The 21,165-nt window shown below is 64.8% G+C and carries 19 protein-coding genes; 15 read left to right on the plus strand and 4 right to left on the minus strand.

The window, feature by feature from the left end:
* Positions 1-123 precede the first annotated feature (123 nt).
* From BLEFHOIH_RS18450 to phoB, 7 genes are all read left to right on the plus strand, one after another.
* Positions 124-1,482 carry an ATP-binding protein gene (locus tag BLEFHOIH_RS18450; protein WP_088347489.1) on the plus strand — a complete coding sequence of 453 codons (1,359 nt, stop codon included), beginning with the start codon at positions 124-126 and terminating at the stop codon, positions 1,480-1,482.
* Positions 1,483-1,717: 235 nt separating this feature from the next.
* The gene (locus tag BLEFHOIH_RS18455; RefSeq protein WP_245297086.1) at positions 1,718-2,776 is read left to right on the plus strand and encodes a substrate-binding domain-containing protein; all 1,059 of its coding nucleotides are present in this window, start codon (positions 1,718-1,720) and stop codon (positions 2,774-2,776) included.
* Between the two features lie 82 nt (positions 2,777-2,858).
* Positions 2,859-4,319 carry a phosphate ABC transporter permease subunit PstC gene (gene pstC / locus BLEFHOIH_RS18460; RefSeq protein ID WP_088347491.1) on the plus strand — a complete coding sequence of 487 codons (1,461 nt, stop codon included), beginning with the start codon at positions 2,859-2,861 and terminating at the stop codon, positions 4,317-4,319.
* On the plus strand, positions 4,316-5,632 hold the full coding sequence (gene pstA / locus BLEFHOIH_RS18465; RefSeq protein WP_088347492.1) for a phosphate ABC transporter permease PstA: 1,317 nt from the start codon (positions 4,316-4,318) through the stop codon (positions 5,630-5,632). Before pstC ends, pstA begins: the two co-directional genes overlap by 4 nt.
* 35 nt (positions 5,633-5,667) lie before the next feature.
* Complete coding sequence (gene pstB / locus BLEFHOIH_RS18470; RefSeq protein WP_245297087.1) at positions 5,668-6,510, plus strand: phosphate ABC transporter ATP-binding protein PstB; 843 nt, start codon at positions 5,668-5,670, stop codon at positions 6,508-6,510.
* A gap of 34 nt (positions 6,511-6,544) precedes the next feature.
* On the plus strand, positions 6,545-7,264 hold the full coding sequence (phoU, locus tag BLEFHOIH_RS18475; RefSeq protein ID WP_088347494.1) for a phosphate signaling complex protein PhoU: 720 nt from the start codon (positions 6,545-6,547) through the stop codon (positions 7,262-7,264).
* Between the two features lie 27 nt (positions 7,265-7,291).
* A complete protein-coding gene (phoB, locus tag BLEFHOIH_RS18480) occupies positions 7,292-7,996 on the plus strand; it encodes a phosphate regulon transcriptional regulator PhoB (protein ID WP_088347534.1) in 705 nt (234 codons plus the stop codon).
* Positions 7,997-8,443: 447 nt separating this feature from the next.
* Here phoB and BLEFHOIH_RS18485 read toward each other — a convergent pair whose 3' ends face one another.
* The gene (locus BLEFHOIH_RS18485) at positions 8,444-8,947 is read right to left on the minus strand and encodes a GcrA family cell cycle regulator (RefSeq protein ID WP_088347495.1); all 504 of its coding nucleotides are present in this window, start codon (positions 8,945-8,947) and stop codon (positions 8,444-8,446) included.
* Between the two features lie 462 nt (positions 8,948-9,409).
* Here BLEFHOIH_RS18485 and BLEFHOIH_RS18490 point away from each other — a divergent pair, with 462 nt between their 5' ends.
* The 3 genes from BLEFHOIH_RS18490 to BLEFHOIH_RS18500 are packed head-to-tail and all read left to right on the plus strand — an operon-like array spanning position 9,410 to position 12,500.
* Positions 9,410-10,603 (plus strand): aspartate aminotransferase family protein, encoded by a 1,194-nt coding sequence (locus BLEFHOIH_RS18490; protein ID WP_088347496.1) that lies wholly within the window; start codon positions 9,410-9,412, stop codon positions 10,601-10,603.
* A gap of 1 nt (position 10,604) precedes the next feature.
* A complete protein-coding gene (argF, locus tag BLEFHOIH_RS18495) occupies positions 10,605-11,528 on the plus strand; it encodes an ornithine carbamoyltransferase (protein ID WP_088347497.1) in 924 nt (307 codons plus the stop codon).
* An 18-nt stretch (positions 11,529-11,546) separates the two neighbouring features.
* A complete protein-coding gene (locus BLEFHOIH_RS18500) occupies positions 11,547-12,500 on the plus strand; it encodes an Hsp33 family molecular chaperone (protein WP_088347498.1) in 954 nt (317 codons plus the stop codon).
* Positions 12,501-12,932: 432 nt separating this feature from the next.
* Here the strand turns inward: BLEFHOIH_RS18500 and BLEFHOIH_RS18505 are convergent, their stop codons facing one another.
* Together BLEFHOIH_RS18505 and BLEFHOIH_RS18510 are read right to left on the minus strand one after the other, a co-directional pair.
* Positions 12,933-15,701, minus strand: a complete 2,769-nt coding sequence (locus tag BLEFHOIH_RS18505; protein WP_170937249.1) for a PAS domain S-box protein — start codon at positions 15,699-15,701, stop codon at positions 12,933-12,935.
* 226 nt (positions 15,702-15,927) lie between these two features.
* Positions 15,928-17,025, minus strand: coding sequence for an AI-2E family transporter (locus tag BLEFHOIH_RS18510; protein WP_170937250.1), 1,098 nt, complete (start codon positions 17,023-17,025; stop codon positions 15,928-15,930).
* A 449-nt stretch (positions 17,026-17,474) separates the two neighbouring features.
* Here BLEFHOIH_RS18510 and BLEFHOIH_RS18515 point away from each other — a divergent pair, with 449 nt between their 5' ends.
* Positions 17,475-17,672, plus strand: coding sequence for a CsbD family protein (locus BLEFHOIH_RS18515; RefSeq protein ID WP_088347535.1), 198 nt, complete (start codon positions 17,475-17,477; stop codon positions 17,670-17,672).
* Positions 17,673-17,944: 272 nt separating this feature from the next.
* Here the strand turns inward: BLEFHOIH_RS18515 and BLEFHOIH_RS18520 are convergent, their stop codons facing one another.
* Entirely contained in the window at positions 17,945-18,781 is an 837-nt protein-coding gene (locus BLEFHOIH_RS18520) for a response regulator (RefSeq protein ID WP_088347501.1), read from the minus strand.
* Between the two features lie 301 nt (positions 18,782-19,082).
* On the opposite strand from BLEFHOIH_RS18520, the gene BLEFHOIH_RS18525 reads away from it, so the two are divergent.
* The 4 genes from BLEFHOIH_RS18525 (at position 19,083) to BLEFHOIH_RS18540 (ending at position 21,163) form a co-directional block, all read left to right on the plus strand.
* Positions 19,083-19,292 (plus strand): NepR family anti-sigma factor, encoded by a 210-nt coding sequence (locus BLEFHOIH_RS18525; RefSeq protein ID WP_088347502.1) that lies wholly within the window; start codon positions 19,083-19,085, stop codon positions 19,290-19,292.
* Positions 19,271-19,840: a sigma-70 family RNA polymerase sigma factor gene (locus BLEFHOIH_RS18530; RefSeq protein WP_170937251.1), complete on the plus strand. Its 570-nt coding sequence runs from the start codon at positions 19,271-19,273 to the stop codon at positions 19,838-19,840. The genes BLEFHOIH_RS18525 and BLEFHOIH_RS18530 overlap by 22 nt, the downstream gene beginning before the upstream one ends.
* Positions 19,841-19,947: 107 nt before the next feature.
* A complete protein-coding gene (locus BLEFHOIH_RS18535; RefSeq protein ID WP_088347536.1) occupies positions 19,948-20,121 on the plus strand; it encodes a DUF1328 domain-containing protein in 174 nt (57 codons plus the stop codon).
* Positions 20,114-21,163 (plus strand): YihY/virulence factor BrkB family protein, encoded by a 1,050-nt coding sequence (locus BLEFHOIH_RS18540; protein ID WP_088347504.1) that lies wholly within the window; start codon positions 20,114-20,116, stop codon positions 21,161-21,163. Before BLEFHOIH_RS18535 ends, BLEFHOIH_RS18540 begins: the two co-directional genes overlap by 8 nt.
* Positions 21,164-21,165: the final 2 nt, after the last annotated feature.

The following is a 21,165-nucleotide window of genomic DNA, read 5'->3' on the forward strand; positions in this document are numbered from 1 at the left end:
TTCGGCGGTCCTTGTGAACAAACTGTCGCATTCCCATGCTAGCAATCACACCCGGGGGCAAGTTTCGGCCGCATATCGCGGCTCACCGCGCCGCAACGACAGACCCGGAAGATCACGCTCCTCATGGTGGACCATCTGCAAGACGAGGACAGCCGTTTTGGCGGTTATGTCGGCGATATCGTGTTGCCTGATTTTCCCCCCAGCGCCGAAGCGCTCGCGACCCGGGTGGCGCAGCGGCTCTATCTCCGCCGCTGGCTCTTGGCGCTGAGCAGCAGCGTCATCCTGATCTTCGTGCTGATCTACGAGTTGCCCGCCGTCCCCGCCATCTCCGGCTTTCTCTCGATTCTCGCCGGTGCCGCCCTGCTGCCGCGCGAAGGCGTGATGCGGCCCGTCCGGCTCGATCTGCGCGTCAACGACCGGATGCTGGCCGACCGCGCCGTCGCGGGCCTGCTCGAGGGCCTGCCCGCCCCGGCGATCATTCTGAACGCGCAAGGGCGGGTGCTCGCTTTCAACAATCTCGCCCGCGATTTCTTCCCGACCATCCGGCAGAACCAGCATCTGTCCGGCGCCATCCGCGATCCCGGCGTGCTCGGCGGCATCTCGCGCGTCAATGCGGCGCTGCGCCCCCGGCAGGTCGTCTCCTACGAACCGCGCGTGCCGATCGAGCGCCATATGGAGGTGACGATCTCCTGGATCGGCCCGGCGAGCGAAATCCCCGGCGATGCGACGCCCGCCATCCTCGTGCATCTGCGCGACCTGACCGAGCAGGAACGGCTCGACCGGCTGCGCACCGATTTCATCGCCAATGCCAGCCATGAATTGCGCACGCCGCTCGCCTCGGTGCTCGGATTCATCGAGACGCTGCAGGGCGCCGCCCGCAACGACCCGGCCGCGCGCGATCATTTCCTGGAGATCATGGCGCGCCAGGCCTACCGCATGAAGCGCCTGATCGACGATCTTTTGTCATTGAGCCGGGTCGAGATGCGGCTGCATCTGAAGCCGCAGGCCCGCGTCGACCTGAACGACGTTGCGCGCCAGGTCGTGACGGGCCTCGAGCCGACCGCCGAGAAGGCCGGCGCCACGGTGCATCTGGCCGTTCACGGCAATGGGGCCTGGGTGCTCGGCGACCGCGACGAGCTGGTGCAGATGGCCTCCAATCTGGTCGAGAACGCCATCAAATACGGCCGGACGGGCGGCAATGTCTGGCTGAGCGTCGCGCGGGCGGGCGAGGCGGAGGGCGGCAAATTCGCCCTCGCCGTGCGCGACGACGGCGAGGGCATCGCCGAGAAGCACCTGCCGCGCCTGACCGAGCGCTTCTACCGCGCCAACGACAATGGCGGCGAGAAATCCGGCACCGGGCTCGGCCTTGCCATCGTCAAGCACGTCGTCACCCGCCATCGCGGCGACCTGAAGATCACCTCGCGCCTCGGCGAAGGCTCGATTTTTACGGTGACGTTGACCGAGGCGCCGCCGCCGATTTGAGCGACGTGACCGCGCGGACAGTCGCGGGACGCCGGACCCTCCGCGGTCCGCCTTACCCCATCTTCGCAAAAACATTAACGCTTCTGCGAATACCCTTTCAAAACCAACGCCTTAACCTGTCATCATAAGTTTATGCAACTGTCATACTGCTTCTATGACGCCGTTGCTAAGGTCTGGCGTGGGGAGCGGGTTAGCGGCCCCTCCCTCCAAAAACGAAATCAAGGAGTGCCACCCCGTGAAACCAGGATTTATCGCGCTCGCCGCGGCGACGGCCGCTGCCGCCTCGCTCGCCGCCAGCCCCGCTTTCGCCCGCGACGAAGTCAAGGTCGCCGGTTCCTCGACCGCGCTGCCCTATGCGAAAATCGTCGCGGAGCAGTTCCAGAAGGGCAATTCCAAGTTCAAGGTCATCGTCGAGTCCGGCGGCTCGGGCGCCGGCATCAACCAGTTCTGCAAGGGCGTCGGCCCCGAATTCATCGACATCGCCAATTCCTCGCGCCCGATCAAGCCGAGCGAGCTGGAAGCTTGCGCGGCGGCCGGCGTGAAGGACGTCGTCGAGGTCAAGTTCGGCTATGACGGCATCGTCTTCGCCAGCGACGTCAAGGGCCCCGACTTCAAGTTCGAGCCGAAGGACTGGTTCCTCGCGCTCGCGCCGGAAGTGGTCGTCGACGGCAAGCTGGTCGCCAATCCGAACACCAAGTGGAACCAGATCAACCCCGCTTTCCCGGATTGGGAAATCGCCGCCTACATCCCCGGCGAGAAGCACGGCACGCGCGAAGTGTTCGAGGAAAAGGTCCTCGGCGCCGGCTGCAAGGCGACCGGCACGCTGGCTGCCCTGACCGCCAAGCTCGGCGACGAGAAGAAGGCCGAGAAGGCTTGCCTGCAGGTCCGCAAGGATGACGGCGGCAAGCACGCGGTCGACATCGACGGCGACTATCCCGAGACGCTCGCCCGCATCGACGGCAACAAGACCGGCATCGGCGTGTTCGGCCTGTTCTTCTTCGAGAACAATGCCGACAAGCTGCGCGTCGCCACCATGGGCGGCATCAAGCCGTCCCAGGAGACCATCGCGTCGGGCAAATATCCGGTGTCGCGCCCGCTGTTCTATTACATCAAGAAGGCGCATGTCGGCGTCATTCCCGGCCTGAAGGAATACGCCAACTTCTTCGTCTCCGACAAGGTCATCGGCGCCGACGGCCCGCTGGTCGAGAACGGCCTCGTGCCGCTGCCGGACGCCGAGGCCAAGGCCGTGCGCGAGACGGTCGACAAGCTGACGACCATGGGCGCCAAGTCCTGATCTGATGCGCATATCGAGGGTGGTCCGCAAGGGCCGCCCTCCCCGCATACCGCGCGAAACCTCTAAAAGCGGATAGACACCAGTGAGTATAAGCGTTCTCCTGACCATCCTGCTAATCGCGCTCATTCCGGCCTTCATCATCGGCCTCCTCAAGGCGAGGCGTATCGCCGAGGACAATCCCCGCGCGATGCATTCGCGGGCCGGCTATTATGGCGGCTACCTGGCGCTCTGGACCGTGCTGCCGGCGCTGATCTTCACCCTGCTCTGGGCCGTCCTCTCCCCCACCGCCATCAACATGATGGTGCGCGCCGAGCTGCCCGCCACCGTGCTGGAGCACCGGCAGGGCGAGGTCTCGCTGATCATGGGCACGATCGATGCGGTGGCGCGCGGCCTGCCCTATCTGACGCCGGCCGAGCGCAGCCAGATCGCGAGCGATCCGGCCGCCGTCCGCGATATTCTCGGCAAGGCCGGGGTGATCCTCGCCTCCGAGCCCGAGCCCTATGTCATCGCCGCCGCCGACCATCTGAACGCCGTACGCGCGACCAGCCGCTGGCTGATGACCGGCATCGCCGCCCTGCTTGCGCTTGCCGGCTTCGTCTATGCCTTCAGCCGCATCAGCGCGCAGTTCCGCGCCCGCAACTCCGTCGAGAGCGTGATCCGGGCCGGGCTGATCGCCGCCTCGACCGTCGCCATCCTGACGACGCTCGGCATCATCATGTCGGTGCTCGGCGAGAGCGTGAATTTCTTCAAGGCCGTCAATCCGCTGGAATTCCTGTTCGGCACCGTCTGGGACCCGCGCTTTGCCGGCGCGGGCGAAGCCGCCGAGCACGGCCAGTTCGGCCTCGTCCCGCTGCTCTGGGGCACGCTGTTCATCTCCGCCATCGCGCTGGCGACCGCCGTGCCGCTCGGCCTGTTCTCGGCGGTCTACATGTCGGAATACGCCCATCCCAGGGTGCGCGCCGCCTTCAAGCCGCTCCTGGAAATCCTCGCCGGCATCCCGACCATCGTCTACGGCTTCTTCGCGCTCATCACCATCGGCCCGTTCCTGCGCGACACCGGCGCGCTGTTCGGCCTGCAGATCTCGGCAACCAGCGCGCTCGGCGCGGGCCTCGTCATGGGCATCATGATTGTCCCCTTCGTCTCCTCGCTCTCCGACGACATCATCAGCGCGGTGCCGCAGGCCTTGCGCGAAGGCTCGTTCGCCCTCGGCGCGACGAAATCTGAGACCATCCGGCAGGTGGTGCTGCCCGCCGCCCTGCCCGGCATCGTCGGCGCGGTGCTGCTCGCCGGATCGCGCGCCATCGGCGAGACCATGATCGTGGTGCTGGCCGCCGGCATCGCCGCCAATCTCACCTTCAACCCGCTGGAATCGGTCACGACGATCACGGTGAAGATCGTCAGCCAGCTCACCGGCGACCTCGAATTCAACACGCCGCAGACGCTGGTCGCTTTCGCGCTCGGCCTGACGCTGTTCACCATCACGCTTGGCATGAACATCTACGCGCTGCACATCGTGCGCAAATACCGGGAGCAATATGAATGACGATCGCCAGCACGTCCTTCAACCCGCCCGCTTCCGCGACGCGCGCCGATGTCGCCGCCGCCTTGGCGCGCCGCCGCAAATTCGCCGAATGGCGCTTCAAGGCCTATGGCATGGTGGCCATCGCCATCAGCCTTGGCGCGCTGGCCATCCTGTTCACCACCATCGTCCGCAACGGCTATCCGGCCTTCGTGCAGTCCTCGATCAAGCTGGACGTGTTTTTCGACCCGGCCGAGATCGACCCCTCCGGCACGCAAAAGCCCGAGGATATCCGCAACGCCAATTATCCCAAGCTTGCCCAGGCCGCCCTGTATAAGCTGATCGGCCTCGAGAGCAGCGACCGGAAGGTGCGGCGCGACGCCAACCAGATGCTGTCGCAAAGCGTCGATATCCAGCTCCGCGACATGGTCATGAAGAACCCGGCGCTGATCGGCACGACCCAGCCGGTCTGGGTGCTGGCCCGCGATGAGATCGACGCTTTGCTGAAAGGCTCGATCAGCCGCGACACGCCGGAGGATCGCCGCAAGGTCAATGACCGCCAGATCGGCTGGGCCGACAAGCTCGTCGCCGACGGCCGCATGGTCAAGCGCTTCAACACCGGCCTGTTCGTCAACGGCGCCTCGAGCGATGCGGAAACCGCAGGCCTCGGCGTCGCGCTGATCGGCTCGTTCTTCATGATGGCGACGGTGCTGCTGCTCGCCGTGCCGCTGGGCGTCGCCGCCGCGATCTACCTGCAGGAGCTGGCGCCGAAGAACCGCTTCACCGACCTGATCGAGGTCAACATCAACAATCTGGCCGCGGTGCCGTCCATCGTCTTCGGCCTCTTGGGCCTCGCGGTGTTCATCAATTTCGCCGGGCTGCCGCGCTCCGCCTCGCTGGTGGGCGGCCTCGTGCTGACCTTGATGACGCTGCCGACCATCATCATCGCCACCCGCGCCGCCGTCGCCGCCGTGCCGCCCTCGATCCGCGAAGCGGCCCTCGGCGTCGGCGCCTCGCGGGTGCAGACGATCTTCCACCACGTGCTGCCGCTGGCGATGCCGGGCATTTTGACCGGCACCATCATCGGCCTCGCCAAGGCGCTGGGCGAGACCGCGCCGCTCCTGATGATCGGCATGGTAGCCTTCGTCATCGACTATCCGACCAGCCCGCTGGACAGCGCCACCGCCCTGCCCGTCCAGGTCTATATGTGGGCAACCGAAGCCGAGCGCGGCTTCATCGAGCGCACCGCCGCGGCGACGCTCGTGCTGCTGGGCTTCATGGTGGTCATGAACGCCGTCGCGATCGTGCTGCGCCAGCGGTTCATGCGCAAATGGTAGACGGGCGAAGAGAAGAGATGAGCTTGGAGGACCCCGTGAACGAGGTACCGACTATGGAACAGGGCCGCTTCGCCAATATCGCGGTGACGCTGCATGAGCCGACCGCCGCGCCGGTCAGCACCGACGCCAAGATCAAGGCGCACGATGTCTCGGTGTTCTACGGCGAGAAACAGGCGCTGATCGATGTCGGCATCGACATCCGCGACAAGTCGGTGACGGCCTTTATCGGCCCCTCCGGCTGCGGCAAGTCCACCTTCCTGCGCTGCCTGAACCGGATGAACGATTTCATTCCCGCCGCCCGCGTCACCGGCAGCGTCGAAATCGACGGCGTCAACATTTATGACCCGAGCATCGACCCCGTGCAGCTTCGCGCGCGCGTCGGCATGGTGTTCCAGAAGCCGAACCCGTTCCCGAAATCGATCTACGACAATGTCGCCTATGGCCCGCGCATCCACGGCCTCGCCAAGTCCAAGGCGGACCTCGACGAGATCGTTATCACCAGCCTGGAAAAGGCCGGGCTCTACAAGGAGGTGAAGGACCGCCTCCTGGAAGCCGGCACCGGCCTTTCGGGCGGCCAGCAGCAGCGCCTGTGCATCGCGCGCGCCATCGCGGTCAATCCGGAAGTCATCCTGATGGACGAGCCCTGCTCGGCGCTCGACCCGATCGCCACCGCCCGCATCGAGGAGCTGATCGACGAACTCAGGCAGAATTTCTGCATCGTCATCGTCACCCATTCCATGCAGCAGGCCGCCCGCGTCTCTCAGCGCACGGCGTTTTTCCACCTCGGCATATTGGTTGAAGAAGGTGAGACCTCTCAGATTTTTACCGTCCCGCGCGAGACACGCACTCAGGATTATATTACAGGGCGCTTCGGCTGAGCCGCCGCGCGCATACGCCCAGGAGGCACCCAGCATGGTCACGGAACATATCGTCAGCGCCTTCGAGGACGAGCTGAAGGCCCTCGACAACAGGATCGCGCAGATGGGCGGTCTTGCCGAACAGCTCCTCGGCCGCGCCATCGACTCGCTCGAGAACCGCGATCCCGGCCTCGCCGAGGCGACCATCCGCCAGGACGAGCAGATCGACCGGCTGGAGCGCGAGGTCGAGGACATGGCGATCTCGATGATCGCCCGCCGTCAGCCGATGGCGGTCGACCTGCGCCAGATCATGACGGCGGTGCGCGTCGCCGGCGATCTGGAGCGCATCGGCGACCTCGGCAAGAACATCGCCAAGCGCGCCATGGCGATCGCCGCCGAGAACCGGCCCAAGCAGTTGATGATCGGCATCCGCCATATCGGCAACAAGTCGCTCGAGCAGCTCACCGACGTGCTCGACGCCTATTCGCAGCGCGACGCGGAGAAAGCCTTGCGCGTCTGGCGGCGCGACGAAGAGCTGGACGCGATCTACAATTCTGTATTCCGCGAACTTCTCACCTATATGATGGAAGATCCGCGCAATATCGGCCTGTGCACCCACCTCCTGTTCGGGGCGAAGAACCTGGAGCGCATCGGCGACCACGCCACCAATATCGCCGAGATGATCCATTTCCTCGTCACCGGAAGGCCCGTCACGGAGCAGCGACCAAAAGGGGATACGACCAGCTTTGTCATGCCTGAAAAGCCCACTGCGTAACGCGCCGAGGCCGGTGCGATGGCGGCGATGACTCCGAAGATCCTCGTCGTGGAGGATGAGGAGCCATTGGCGCTCCTCCTCCGCTACAATCTCGAGGCCGAGGGATATTTCGTCTCCGTCGCCCGCCGCGGCGAGGAGGCGGAGCTGTCCGTCGCCGAGACGCCGCCCGACCTCATCATTCTGGATTGGATGCTGCCCGGCCTGTCCGGCCTGGAGCTGTGCCGTCGCTGGCGCAGCGGCCGGGCGACCCGCGGCATCCCGATCATCATCCTGACCGCGCGCGGCGAGGAGGCCGACCGCATTCGCGGCCTGACCACCGGCGCCGACGATTATGTGGTGAAGCCGTTCTCGGTGCCCGAGCTGATGGCGCGCATCAAGGCGATCCTGCGCCGGGCGAGCCCGGAGCGCATCGCGAGCGTGCTGGCGGTCGGCGACATGCAGCTCGACCGCGAAGCGCACCGCGTCACCCGCAATACGCGCGAGGTGCGGCTCGGCCCGACCGAGTTCCGGCTGCTGGAGTTCTTGATGCAGAGCCCGGGCCGGGTGTTCTCGCGCACGCAATTGCTCGACGGCGTCTGGGGCCATGACGTCTATGTCGACGAGCGCACGGTCGATGTGCATATCGGCCGGCTGCGCAAGGCGATCAATCGCGGCCGGGACAAGGACCCGATCCGGACGGTGCGCGGCTCAGGCTACGCCTTCGGCGAGCGCTCGCAGATCATGACGGGGTGAGTGCTGGGCCGCGTATTGGCGCGGCCGATAGGCTGAAGATTGCGCCGAGAGGCATAACCCCCTCACCCCAACCGGCGGAATACCGCGTAGCTCAAAGGCGAATCCGACAGGCAGTAGAACCAAATCTCCGAGCCGCCTTCACCTCTCCCATGGGGAGAGGTCGGCGCGCAGCGCCGGGTGAGGGGGTAATGCCTCTCGGTGATCTCAAAGACGATCACGCCCGCCAAGGCGACAGGGCGATCCGCGGAAACGTTTGGAAGTTCATAGCCCTTACCAAGTCCGGGCCAGGCAGCGCCCCTGCGCAAAAAACAGGAGAGCCGGAAGCGCGAAATCCCTCAATCGCTTCCGGCCCTCACCCCCCGCTTTGACTGCTTGGCATCGCCGTAATCCGGGACCGAATCTCGGTTCCCCCAACCTGCTCACCCACAGGCTTCCCCGGAGATCCGGCTAGCGCTTGCGGCGCGGCGCGGCCTGGAAGGCGACGCGGGCGTGATGTTCGCAATAGGACACGCCCGACGATTTCGGACGGCCGCAAAAATGGAAATTGTCGTCCTGCGGATCGCCGACCGGCCAGCGGCACATGCATTCCTTCAGGTCGAGCAGATCGATGCGCAGAGCCGACGGGATGTTCAGCTCCTCGACGATGGACGGCACCAGCGCCAATGCGACGTGGGTGTGCTCCATCGGGGCAAAGATCGGCTTCAGCGCCACATTGCCTTGCGTGCGGTACTGCACGCGGGTCGGCCGCAGCGGCAGGTGCGAAACCCGGTTGCGCGGACGGGCCGAGCGCATGCGGGACGTGGTTGCCCGGCCGGCGAGACCGAGACGGTGAACTTTGCCGATGACGGCATTGCGTGTGACCTCGCCAAGACGGCCAGCGATCTGGCTTGCGCTGAGCCCATCGGCCCAAAGCTTCTTCAGAAGCTCTACGCGTTCTTCGGTCCACCCCATAATTCTGCCTCCTCGTACTTCTAAAGCGAATTGATGTTGGCACGTGCACCCAGCTTCCGCGGCGGCAGACCAGCGTCGCAAAAAAGCGAACGCGGCGCGGCTACGCGGAGCAAAAGCCCGGTTTACGTCAAACGCAGATACAAACGCTGTACTTGAGAAAACCAGCGAGCGGGACGAGTGCTGTGAACAACAACAAGCTGCTGGATTGTGACGACAGGGAACTAAGCACTTGCGGGAACAAAACAACCGCGCGCCGTCATCACTAAAATCATAATGACACGGCTGGCCTTGGAAAACAAATGAAGGAAGGGTTAAACGGCTGTTAGGGGGCTGGTTTTTTGACCCGCTGTGTCTTTTGTGCCAATTGACAGCCCAGCCGCAATCGCTGAATGATCCTACTATTAACCCATGCGCCGCGATGCGGCTTTTTCCAATTCACACACGGAGCGTCCTGATCCAGCCATGTCCGCGGTGCTGCCCACATATGCCAGAGCCAATGTCGCCTTCGAACGCGGCCAGGGAGCCTCTCTCTATACCGCCGACGGCACCCGATATCTGGATTTCGGCGCCGGCATCGCCGTGTCGGCCCTGGGGCACGCCCATCCGCATCTGGTCGCGGCCGTAACCGAACAGCTCGGCAAACTCTGGCACACCTCCAACCTGTATCAGATCCCCGGCCAGCAGCGGCTGGCCGAGCGGCTTTGCGCGGCCAGTTTCGCAGACAAGGTGTTCTTCTGCAATTCCGGCGCCGAGGCCATGGAAGGCGCGATCAAGATGGGTCGCAAGTTCCACAGCCATAATGGCGCGCCGGAGCGCTACCGGATGATTACCTTCGAGGGCGCCTTCCATGGCCGCACCCTGGCGACGCTCGCCGCCGGCAACCAGGAAAAGCACCTCGCCGGCTTCGGCCCCAAGGTCGACGGCTTCGACCAGGTGCCTGTCGGCGACATCGCCGCAGCGCGCGCCGCGATCGGGCCGGAGACTGCCGGCATCCTGATCGAGCCGATCCAGGGCGAGGGCGGCGTGCGCCCCGTCGGCTGGCCGTTCCTGCGCGCCCTGCGCGCGCTGGCGGACGAGCACGGCATCCTGCTCATCCTCGACGAGATCCAGACCGGCATGGGCCGCACCGGCAAGCTGTTCGCGCATGAATGGGCGGGCATCACGCCCGACATCATGGGCGTCGCCAAGGGTCTCGGCGGCGGCTTCCCGACCGGCGCCATCCTGGCGACCGACCGGGCGGCGGCCGGCATGACGGCCGGCAGCCACGGTTCGACCTTCGGCGGCAATCCGCTCGCCATGAGCGCGGGCAACGCCGTGCTCGACGTGATGCTGGAAGACGGCTTCCTCGAAGCCGTCCAGCAAAAGGCGCTGCTCTTGAAACAGCGGCTCGCCGAGATCACCGACCTCTATGGCGATATCATCGAGGAGGTGCGCGGCGAGGGCCTGCTGATCGGGCTCAAATGCAAGATCCCGAGCACCAAGCTCTCCCAGGCGCTGCTCGCCGAGCATATGCTGACTGTCGGCGCCGGCGACAATGTCGTCCGTCTGGCGCCCCCGCTGATCATCGGCGATGCCGAGATTGCCGAGGCCTGTCAGAAACTCTCCTCCGCCTGCGCCGCGCTCAGCGGCAGGCCTTTAGCTGAAGAATCCGCCTGACATGGCTATCCGGCATTTTCTCGACATCGAGCCCTTCGACCGCGCGACGCTCGAAGAGCTTATGAAGCTCGCCCATGCGATGAAGGCCGATCTGCGCGCCGGCGGCGCCAAATACGGCCAGCTCGCCGCCGGCAAGATGCTCGTGATGATGTTCGAGAAACCCTCCACCCGCACGCGCGTCTCCTTCGACGTCGCCATGCGCAAGCTGGGCGGGGAGTCGATCGTGCTCAACAGCACCGACATGCAGCTCGGCCGCGGCGAGACCATCGCCGACACCGCCCGCGTCTTGTCGCGCTATGTCGACGTCCTGATGCTGCGCTCGACCTCGCACGCCAATCTGGTGCAGCTTGCCGCCCATGCCGACGTGCCGGTCATCAACGGCCTCACCGACCATTCGCATCCCTGCCAGATCTTCGCCGACATCATGACCTTCGAGGAAAAGATCGGCCCGGTGGCGAACCGGGTCATCACCTGGGTGGGCGATGCCGCGAACAATGTGGCAACGTCCTGGATCCATGCCGCCGCGCGCTTCAATTTCACCCTGCATATCGGGGCGCCCGCCTCGCTGCAGCCGGCGAAGGAAACGCTCGACTGGGCGGCGCGCGAGGGCGCAAGGCTCGTGCTGTTTGAGGACCCGCGCCAGGCGGTCGCCGGCGCCGACTGCATCGTCACCGATGTCTGGATCTCGATGGGCCAGAAGGACGAGGATCTGCGCCTCACGCTGCTAAAAGATTATCAAGTCAACGCGGCGCTAATGAAATTTGCCGACCCCGATGCCATATTCATGCATTGTCTTCCCGCTCAGCGCGGAAGAGAAGTCACCGATGAGGTGATTGACGGTCCTCAATCCGTCGTGTTCGATGAAGCTGAAAACCGGGTGCATGCGCAGAGGGCGATCCTGGCATGGTGCCTCGAAAAAACCTGAGACAATAGACAATAGCCCATGGCGGATGATTTTACGCGCGGCGCCGACGACTACGTGATCCCTTTTCAGATCGAGTCGTCAGGCGCAAGGGGCCGGCTTGTGCGCATGGGACCGGCCATCACGACGATTTTGGGTCAGCACGACTATCCCGACCCCGTCTCCAACCTCCTCGGCGAGGCGATGACGCTGACGGCGATGCTCGGCGCTGCCCTCAAGATCGACGGCAAGTTCATTCTGCAAACCTCGAGCGAGGGGCCGGTGCGCTTCCTCGTCGCCCATTATTACGCGCCGGGCAATATTCGCGGCTATGCCTCCTTCGACCAGGAGGCCTTCGACGCGGCCAATGCGGCGCATCCCGATGGCGGCGCCAAGCTGCTCGGCGACGGGCATCTGGCCATGACCATCGACCAGGGCCCCGACAGCGAGCGCTATCAGGGCATCGTGCCGCTGGAGGGCGGCAACATCACCGAGGCGGCGGATCTGTATTTCCGCCAGTCCGAGCAATTGCCGACCTTCATCAAGATCGCCGTCGCGCGCCAGTTCGAGGGCGGCCGGGACGGCAAGCCCGGCTCCTGGTCCTGGCGCGCGGGCGGGCTGATGGTGCAGAAACTGACCAGCGAGGGCGGCGCGCCGAGCAGCAACGGCCATGACGCCGACGATGCCTGGCTGCGCGCGCAATTGCTGGCGGCGACGGTCGAGGACCACGAATTGCTCGACGTCAGCCTTGAGCCGGAGCGGCTGCTCTACCGGCTGTTCCACGAGGAGCGGGTACGCGCCTTCGACGCCACGCCGATCTCGGCTTTCTGCCAATGCTCGCGCGACCGCGTCGAGCAGATGCTGACCAGTTTTTCGCCGGAAGAGATCGAGGACATGGTCGAGGACGGCCACGTGCTGGTCACCTGCGAATTCTGCAACACCCACTACGACTTCGACGCCGATACGCTCCGCGCCAAGGCGGCGGTCATTCAATAGCCCCGCTTCGTCCCGGACGCCGCGCAGCCGGTGAGCCGGGACCCATTGGCCGATCCGCGAGCGCCGGCAAGCGGCGAGGCGAGTCGGCTCCGGCTCTGACGGCCGGGGCGACGAGAGAGGGATTTTTGCGGAGTTGCTTACCAGGGGCGCTGCCGCAAGATTGGAAGCCATCTCTACGGTGCAATCCGCCCTTCCGTGGCCGCAGCCAAAACCCTCTCCCAGTGGGAGAGGGTGGCGCGCTGAAAGCGTGCCGGGTGAGGGGTTACAAACGATCGGTTTGCCACACCGCCCCATCCGGGTGTTCTTGGACAGGCATCAAACCACCGGAAAGCATTACCCCCTCACCCTAGCCCTCTCCCCATGGGAGAGGGGACTTGGCTGCGGATCGGTGATGCCTGCCGTGAGCCAGCGCCGCTCCGGCCGCCTTCCCGCTCAGAACAGCGGCGGGGCGTCTTCCGCGAAGGCCATCTCGACGGTGCAATGCAGGCCTTCCGGGTCGAAATGCTGGGTCACCCGGCCGGAATGGGCGATCAGCGTCGAGCCAAAGCCCTTCTCGGCCGGCTCCGTCACCGGCGGGCCGCCGACCTCGCGCCAGTCCAGCTTCAGCCGCCGCTCCTTGCCCGATGAATCGACCGTCCAGGCGATTTCGACCCGGCCGCGCGGCACCGAGAGCGAGCCGTATTTCACCGCGTTGGTGGCCAGCTCGTGCAGCACGAGGCCGAGCGAAGTCGCGATGCCGGGCGGCAGCGTCAGCCGCTGGCCGCTCAGCTTCAGCCGGCCGGTGCCGGCGCCGCTCGGGGCGAGCTGTTCGCGGATCAGGTCGCGCAGCTCGGCGCCCTCCCATTGCGAGGCGGTGAGCAGATTATGCGAGGTCGACAGCGCCTGCAGCCGGCCCTCGAACGCCTTGGTGAACGCCTCGGGGCTCGGGGAGGAGCGCAGCGTGTGCCGCGCCATCGCCTGGATCACGGCCAGCGAATTCTTCACCCGGTGCGCCAGCTCGCGGTTCATCAGCAATTGCCGCGCCTCGGAGCGCTTGCGCTCGGTGATGTCCTCGATGGTGATCGAGACGGCGATGGTTTCCTCGCCGCGCTTGATCGGGGCGAGGCTGATCGAGATCGGCACCAGCTTGCCGTCCTTGCGGCGCAGCTCGGTGTCGATGCGCGAGCTCTCGCCCTTCTTCAGCTCCCGCATCAGCGCGTCATGCTCGCCATCGGCGCGGGGCGGGAACAGCATCGACAGCGGCTTGCCGACCGCGTCGGCGTCCGAATATTGGAACAGCGTCTCCGCCGCCGGATTCCAGTTCAGGATCACCCCGTCCGGGCTGGCGCTGAACATCGCGTCATTGGCGGCATAGACGATGGCGGCAAGGCGCGCCAGCTCGCGCTGATGCAGCTTTTCGGCGGAAATGTCCTCCAGGATGATGCCGATGCATTTGACCGTGCCGTCCGCGCCGTGGATCGGATAGAGATGCGCGGACCAGAAGCGCGCCTCCTGCTCCGATCCGATCCTGGCCTGGAATTCGATGCCGCGGATGGCCCTGCCGGTCTTCTGCAGCTCCTCGAACGGCCCCTCGGCCGCCTCCTGCATATTGGGCAGCAGATCGAAGATGGGCTGGCCGACATGGCTCTCCGGCGGCTTGCCGCTGAGTTTGACGACGAAATCATTGACGCGCTGGATGCGGTAGTCGGTGCCGATGACGGCGAGACCGATCGGGGCGTTCTCGTAGAGATGCTCCAGCTCCGCCATGCGGTTCTCGGCCTCGACGCGGGCGGCGGTCAGCGCGTCGACAGCTTCCTTGCGGGCGGTGAAATCGCGCACGATGCCGGCGAGGACGCCCGGCTGTCCCTCGCTCGCCTGCAGCAGGAAGCGGGTGTCGCGCACCCAGCGCGTGCTGCCGTCCGGCCGAACGATGCGGTATTCGATCTGCTTGTCGGACGGCTTCAGCTCGAGCTTGCCGCCGAGCGCGGCCAGATCGTCGGGGTAGATCGTCTCGCTCCAGGCGGCCATGCCGGTAAGCTCGGCGGTCGGCCTGCCCCAGATGGTCTCGAAGGCGGGGCTGACATAGTCCATCTGGTCGCGCTCGACATTCAGGAACCAGATCGCGTCCGGCGTGCGCTCGGCGAACAGGCGGAAGCGGCGCTCGCTCTGGCGCAACTCGTCGGTCCGGGTGCGCAGCGTGGTTGAGGCCTCGCTCAAGGTCTCGGCGAGCAGGTTGGCTTCCCGCAAGGTCGAATGCGGCAGGGGCGCGCTCTCGCCGAGGCCGAAGGCGGTGGCGGCACGCATCAGCTCGTGCATCGGCCGCGTCATGGTGCGGCTGAACAGGAAGGCGGCGATGATCGACAGCCCGAGCGCGATGATGCTGGTGATGAGGAAATCGTGCCAGAGCCGCGACAGCGGCGCCTCGATGGCCGCGAGCGGGATGATCGAGTAGCCCGTCCAGCCGGTGAGGGCGGAGCGCCGGTAGGAGACCAGCATCGGGCTGTCGCCGACCTTTGTTTCGAAGACCCCGAAATCGCCCTTGGCGGCGTCCAATATGGATGCGGGGAGCATATCGGGGCTGGCCAGCATCTTCGAGCTGGTCAGCACGACCTTGCCGGCGCCGTCGGCGAGGATGTAATCCGCGCCGGGCAGCAGCGCCGGCTCGGCGATGGCGGTCGCCAGCTCCTGCGGCTCCATGGTGAAATGCAGCCAGCCCGCAGCGCGCCCGTTGCGCTCGATCGGCACCACCGTGGCGAAGAGCTGCTTTTGCGAGGCCGAGCCTGTGAACAGATTGGTCAGCGACGGCGAGAGCGTCTTGCCGGCATCCCGGTCGACATCGTCGGCCAGCCGGGGCGGCGGCAGGTCGGTGCCGAAGGGATAGCGGGTGTAGAAGATCATCGCGCCGTCCGGCCCGGCCAGCGCCAGATTGCCGTGGCGGCCCTTCAGGCCCTCCTTGGCGCGGTCATAAAGCGTCCGGTATTCGCCGCGGTCGAAGGCGGTGTCCTGGGCGAGGACGTTGAGGATGGTCTTGACGCTGATGAATTCGCGGTCGAGGCTGTCGGTCACGGCATCGGCCATGCGCTGCGTGCTCTCGAACGCAGCCGCGCGCTCCGTGGCGAAACTGCTTCGGAGGGCAAATCCGGCAAGGCCCAGAAGCGGCACCATGATCGCCAGCGCAAGGACGATCAAATGCGTGCTGAGGGGCCAACTTTCCTCGCGCATGTCACTGCTTTCATCCGCTTTGGGGACCAAAGCCGACAGATTGAGCGCGCGGCTGGCTATTGCCCTCCCCGCGCCGCCCATCGATGACGGTCCCCGTTCCCTGTTGCGACTCTGATGGTCGCGTCTCACGCCGTTTGCGACTTTGGTTCGACGACCCTGAACGAACCGTATCTATGCAGAAGCCCGCGCATCGGATCTTCGTTCCTGTTGCTCATGCGCCCCGGCCTCACGGCAGGCTCGGATGTTCGGGGCCGGGGAAGAGATTTTGCAGCACGCCGACGGTCACCATGGCGATCGGCACGGCCAGAAACGCCCCGATCGGCCCCCACATCCAGGTCCAGAAGATCACCGACAGGAAGAGCAGGAACGGGTTCACCGCCAAACTGTAGCCGAGCACGCTGGGGGTGAGGAATTCGCCCTCCAGCACGTGCAGCGCCGTGTAGATGAGCGGCGGCAGCGCGGCCTGCGCCAGCGTCGGGAAGGACAGGATCGAGGCGACGATCAGCGCGATCGTCACGATGGCCGGCCCGAGATAGGGCAGGAAGTTCAAAACCGCGGCCAGCACGCCCCAGAGCAGCGGGTTGGGCATGTCGACGATCCACATCGCCAGGGTGATGACGGCGCCGAGCGTGATGTTGATGATGGTGAAGGTCGTGAAAAACCGCGCCAGCCGGGATTCGACGTCATTATAGATGCGCAGGATGCGCAGCCGCGTGTCGCGCGTCGAGAAGGCGAGGATGGCGGAGGCTTTGAAATCGTTTTTGAAGATCAGGTAGAAGATCAGCGAGACGAAGAAAATCAGGAGCTGGCTGAGCGCCGGGGTCAGCACCGAGATGGCGGTCTCGATGATGCTGGCATTGGCCGAGGCCTCGATCTTGATCGCCTCGGTGCCCTGGCCGGCATTGCCGCCGATATTCTGCAGCGCGCCGTAAAGATCCTGCAGCGCCGAGAGCGGCTGGCGGAAATCCTGCAGCCGGGATTTCAGGAGGGCGCCGAGTTCGGAGGCGCGCCCGATCCAATCGGTCAAAGGTGCCGTGAGCGCGATGGCGAAGAACACCAGCGCCGCCAGCAGGAACAGCACGATGAGGATGGTGCTGACCACGCGCGGCACGCCATGCCGCTCGACCCGCGTGACCATCGGCGCGAGGATGGTGCCGATGATGAGGGCCAGCACGACCGGAACGGCGATGGCGCGCGTCAGATAGAGCACGACCATCACGGCGATGAAGAACAGGCCGACCACCGAGACATTGGCGGCGCTCGCCCAGCGGGATGTCGACGAGACAGCGACGGCCGGACGCTCAATCCCGGTATTGTTGCGCATGTCGATGAACCCAAAATAGCACGGCGTGGATGCGCGATTAACGTCCCGGCCTGCCCTGAGTTCCGGCATAGGGATTGCCCCCGCGGCGGCGATTTCACCGCAGCTCCACCCGCGCGGCGGCACAGCTTACGCGGGCCGGCTCAGACGGAGGTTGAAGGGTTTCGGGGTGCGGCCAAACGGCCCCCGCGAGAATTTCAAATTTTTTGGGAACCAACCCCCGAAGCTGTGTGTTGACCCGGCAAGTATATGGACACGTGACTAGTCTCCCTTCCCCGATGCCCTCACGTTGCCCAGTCCATGTACCAGCGGCTTGCGGCGATTACGCCGTAAGCCGCTCCCCCTTCCCCCAAAGTCATCTTCGCGATAACGGAACTATTCGAGTTCAATCCGCGTTAATTGCGCAGTGGGATGCAAGATTCCGCAAGTTCAATCAGATGGGAGCGACTTTGATGAATTGGGACCAGATTAAAGGCAATTGGATGCAGTTCAAAGGCAAGGTTCGCGAATCCTGGGGCGATCTTACCGATGACGACCTCGCCCGCATCGAGGGCAACCAAGAGCAGCTCGTCGGCCGCGTACAGGAACGCTACGGCATCGCCCGTGAAGAAGCCGAGCGCCAGGTTAAGGAATGGGCCAACCGGCTGTAAGCTGGGGTCCGGATTGGAATTTGACGGCGGCGCGAGCCGCCGTTTTTTTTGTGCTGAGCGGATGACGGGAGAGAGGAAGCAAAAGCCCCCTCACCCCTCAACCTGACGACGCCCGCCCTCTTCCTCGACGGGAGATGCCTGCGCCGTGCCAGATGGGAGTCACAGCTTCGAAGCCTTGCGCCCTTACCCTCTCCCCTTGAGGGAGAGGGCTTCGCCGATAGGCGGGTGGGTGAGGGGTATCGCGGCCTCAGAGGCGCAAACCGCCCCGCCGATTAAGACCCCAGCGGCGGAGCCGCGTCGGCGCCGGTGCCGAGCTTGGCTTGGCGGGCGCGGGCGTTCAGATTGAAGAACAGCGCCTGACTGGTGATGGCCTTGATGTTTTCGGGCTGGAACGGCTTGGTGATGAGGAAAGTCGGCTCCGGCCGCTCGCCAGTCAAAAGCCGCTCCGGGAAAGCCGTGATGAAGACGATCGGCACGCCGATGGTCTCCAGAATGTCGTTCACCGCTTCGATGCCAGAGCTGCCATCGGCGAGCTGGATGTCGGCGAGCACCAAGCCGCAGCGGCCCTCGGCGACGGCCTCAACCGCCTCGCGATGGGTGCGGGCGATGGCGGTGACGCGGTGGCCGAGGCTGGTCATGATCTCCTTCAGGTCGAGCGCGATCATCGGCTCGTCCTCGATGATGAGCACGTCGGTCGCGACCTGCCCGATCATCTCCCGGTTGGCCTGCTCCGACAAAGCCGCGACATTCTGCACGGTGGTGTCGAGCGCGAAGGCGGCCTGCTCGGGGGTGAAGCCCTCGAGCGCGCGCAGCAGATAGGCCTGGCGCGGACGCGGCGACAGCCGGCCGAGACGCTTGTCGGCGGCGCTGGCGGTGTCTTCGTCCCGCTCGGCGGCCTCGTCCGGCTCGCCTTCGTTCAAGAGCCGCAAAAATTCACGATAAAGCGCAATTCTCACCGGCTGGTCGGCCGGCAGCAGATCCGTGGTGGCGATCAAGCGCTCCAGAACCTTCGCGACGAGGTCGTCGCCAGCAGCCTGACTCCCGGTCACCGCCCTGGCGTACCGCCGCAGCGTTGGCAAGGTTGACGCCACTGTTGAGGATAAACGCATATGCCACTCCCGATGTTGCAAGCCCGATCGTGGTAACTCACCACGCGCCGCTTTGTTCCCTGCCAAAGGCTGGAACTTTCATGGCCACTCTTGAGTTTTCCTGAAGCTACATGCCCTTGAGGGCTTTAAAACGCTCAGTTTTCCCGAGGCCATGATGCGCAAAAGTCTACGCGGGTGCATCAAGACTTACGCACCAATCGAGGGATAATCAAGTCAAGCAAACCTGAATTTCGTGACGCCTTTTACTTCGGCCGTGCGAACGGCTGAAGGTGGCACGATCTCAGGTTGCAGGGACACGGCGATGATGATGTCAGATACCGAGGAACACAAGGGAATTCGTTTGAAGGCGGGCCAATCGGCCAAAAGCCGGCAAAGCGAACATAGTGCCGAGCTGGGGGAGCAGGTGATCGTTCAATTGAAAACCTCCTACGACAAGCTCCTGCATGAACCTTTACCAGATCACCTTTTACAACTTCTGAACGAGCTGAAATGCCAGGAGGATCGCTCTTGAGTTCGGAAGCTGTGCGACAAGGATTGGTGTCCTACCTCCCCAATCTGCGGGCGTTCGGCATCGCCTTGTGCGGCGACGCCGACCGCGCAGACGATCTGGTGCAGGAGACCATGCTGAAAGCGTGGAACAGCCTGGACAGTTTTCAGGAGGGCACCAATCTCAGGGCGTGGCTGTTCACGATCCTGCGCAACACATATTTTTCCGAATGCCGCCGCCGGCGCCGCGAAGTGCCCGACCAGGACGGCGATTATGTCTCGCGTCTCAGCGTGCCGCCACCGCAACAGGGGCGGATGGACGCACAGGATCTAATGAAGGCGCTCGGCCAGTTGACCGAGGATCAGCGGGAAGCCCTGATCCTCGTCGGGGCCGAGGGCTTTGCCTATGAGGAGGCGGCCGCCATCTGCAATTGCGCCGTCGGCACCATCAAAAGCCGGGTCAACCGGGCGCGCAACCGGCTGGTGGAAATCCTCGGTATCGACGCGGTGCAGGATTTCGGCCCGGAACCCCTCACCGAAGCTGTGCTTTTGCGCACATCCAACAGCTTTTAGCGCCCTCGCCAACGGCGGCAAGCCGCCTTATGATCCCGAGGCTGGCGGGTGGGAACCCCTATGTTCGCCAGCCGTTTGTCCTCCACCATCATAAACAGGAGGTCGTCATGGGTAATTTGCTTTATTGGGCACTGATCTTTCTCGTCGTCGCCATCGTCGCGGGGGTGCTCGGTTTCGGCGGCATCGCCGGGACCGCGGCGTCCGGCGCTTCGTTGCTGTTCTGGATCGCGGTGATCCTATTCGTCGTGTCGCTGGTCGCAGGTCTCGTGAGACGTGGCTGACGGCGATACGCCTAGACCGAGCATCCAGCGCGGCATCGCGACCAGGGTGCTGACGACGATCGGACTTTTCGCGGCGGGGTTTGTGGCGGCCAATGTGCTCCAGAAACCCCGTTCACGCGTGCGCGGATGGTTCGACCGGGCGCTCCGGCGCCTTGTGTTCCAATCGAAACGGGAGAGCGCGCGCACCGAGGCGCGCTCCGCCGGCTCGCTGATTACCGAACTTGCGGCGGGCATCTATCACCGCTTCATGACGCATAATATTCTCAGCGTCGCGGCCTCGAGCGCCTTCTTCCTGGTGCTGGCGATCTTTCCCGGCCTTGCGGCGCTCGTCGCGCTTTACGGCTTCCTGGGCGACCCCGCCGACATCACAACATTCCTCGCCACCATGCCCGCCGTCGTGCCCGGCGACGTGCTGGGCCTGCTCCAGGGCTTCCTGCGCGAGCTGATATCGCGGCCGCGCGCCAATCTCGGCACCTTCCTGTTCAGCTTCAGCATCGCCATGTGGAGCGCCAATTCCGGCATGAAATCGCTGATCGAGGCGATGAACGTGGTCTATGAGCGGCGCGAGACCCGCTCGTTCCTGCGCATCAACGTGCTCGCCGCCATCATGACCACGGCGTTTCTCGCCTTCATGATTATCGCGGTGAACATCATGCTCTTGCCGATCTCGGAATGGCTGCGGCAGGAGCTGGGAAGCCAGTTGCTCAGCCTGCGCTGGCTGGCGCTGCTATTCGGGGTGCAGGTGCTGATCGCGGCGCTGTATTATTTCGCCCCGAACGGCCGGCAGAAGAACTGGCAGGTGCTGACGGCGGGTGCGATGCTGGCGGCGCTGCTCTGGGTGGCGATGTCGATGCTGTTCTCGTTCTACCTGACCAATTTCGCGCATTATTCGGTCACCTACGGCACGCTCGGGGCGGCGGCGATCTTCATGACCTGGCTATGGCTGACGGTGACGACGCTGCTGGCGGGCGCGGAAGTCGATGCGGCAATAGAAAACCTCGGCGCGACGGCCGAGGTTTCCGACGAACTGCCTGTTGCCTGATC

It is taken from the genome of Rhodomicrobium sp. R_RK_3, from assembly GCF_002198715.1.
Taxonomy (GTDB): Bacteria; Pseudomonadota; Alphaproteobacteria; order Rhizobiales; family Rhodomicrobiaceae; genus R-RK-3.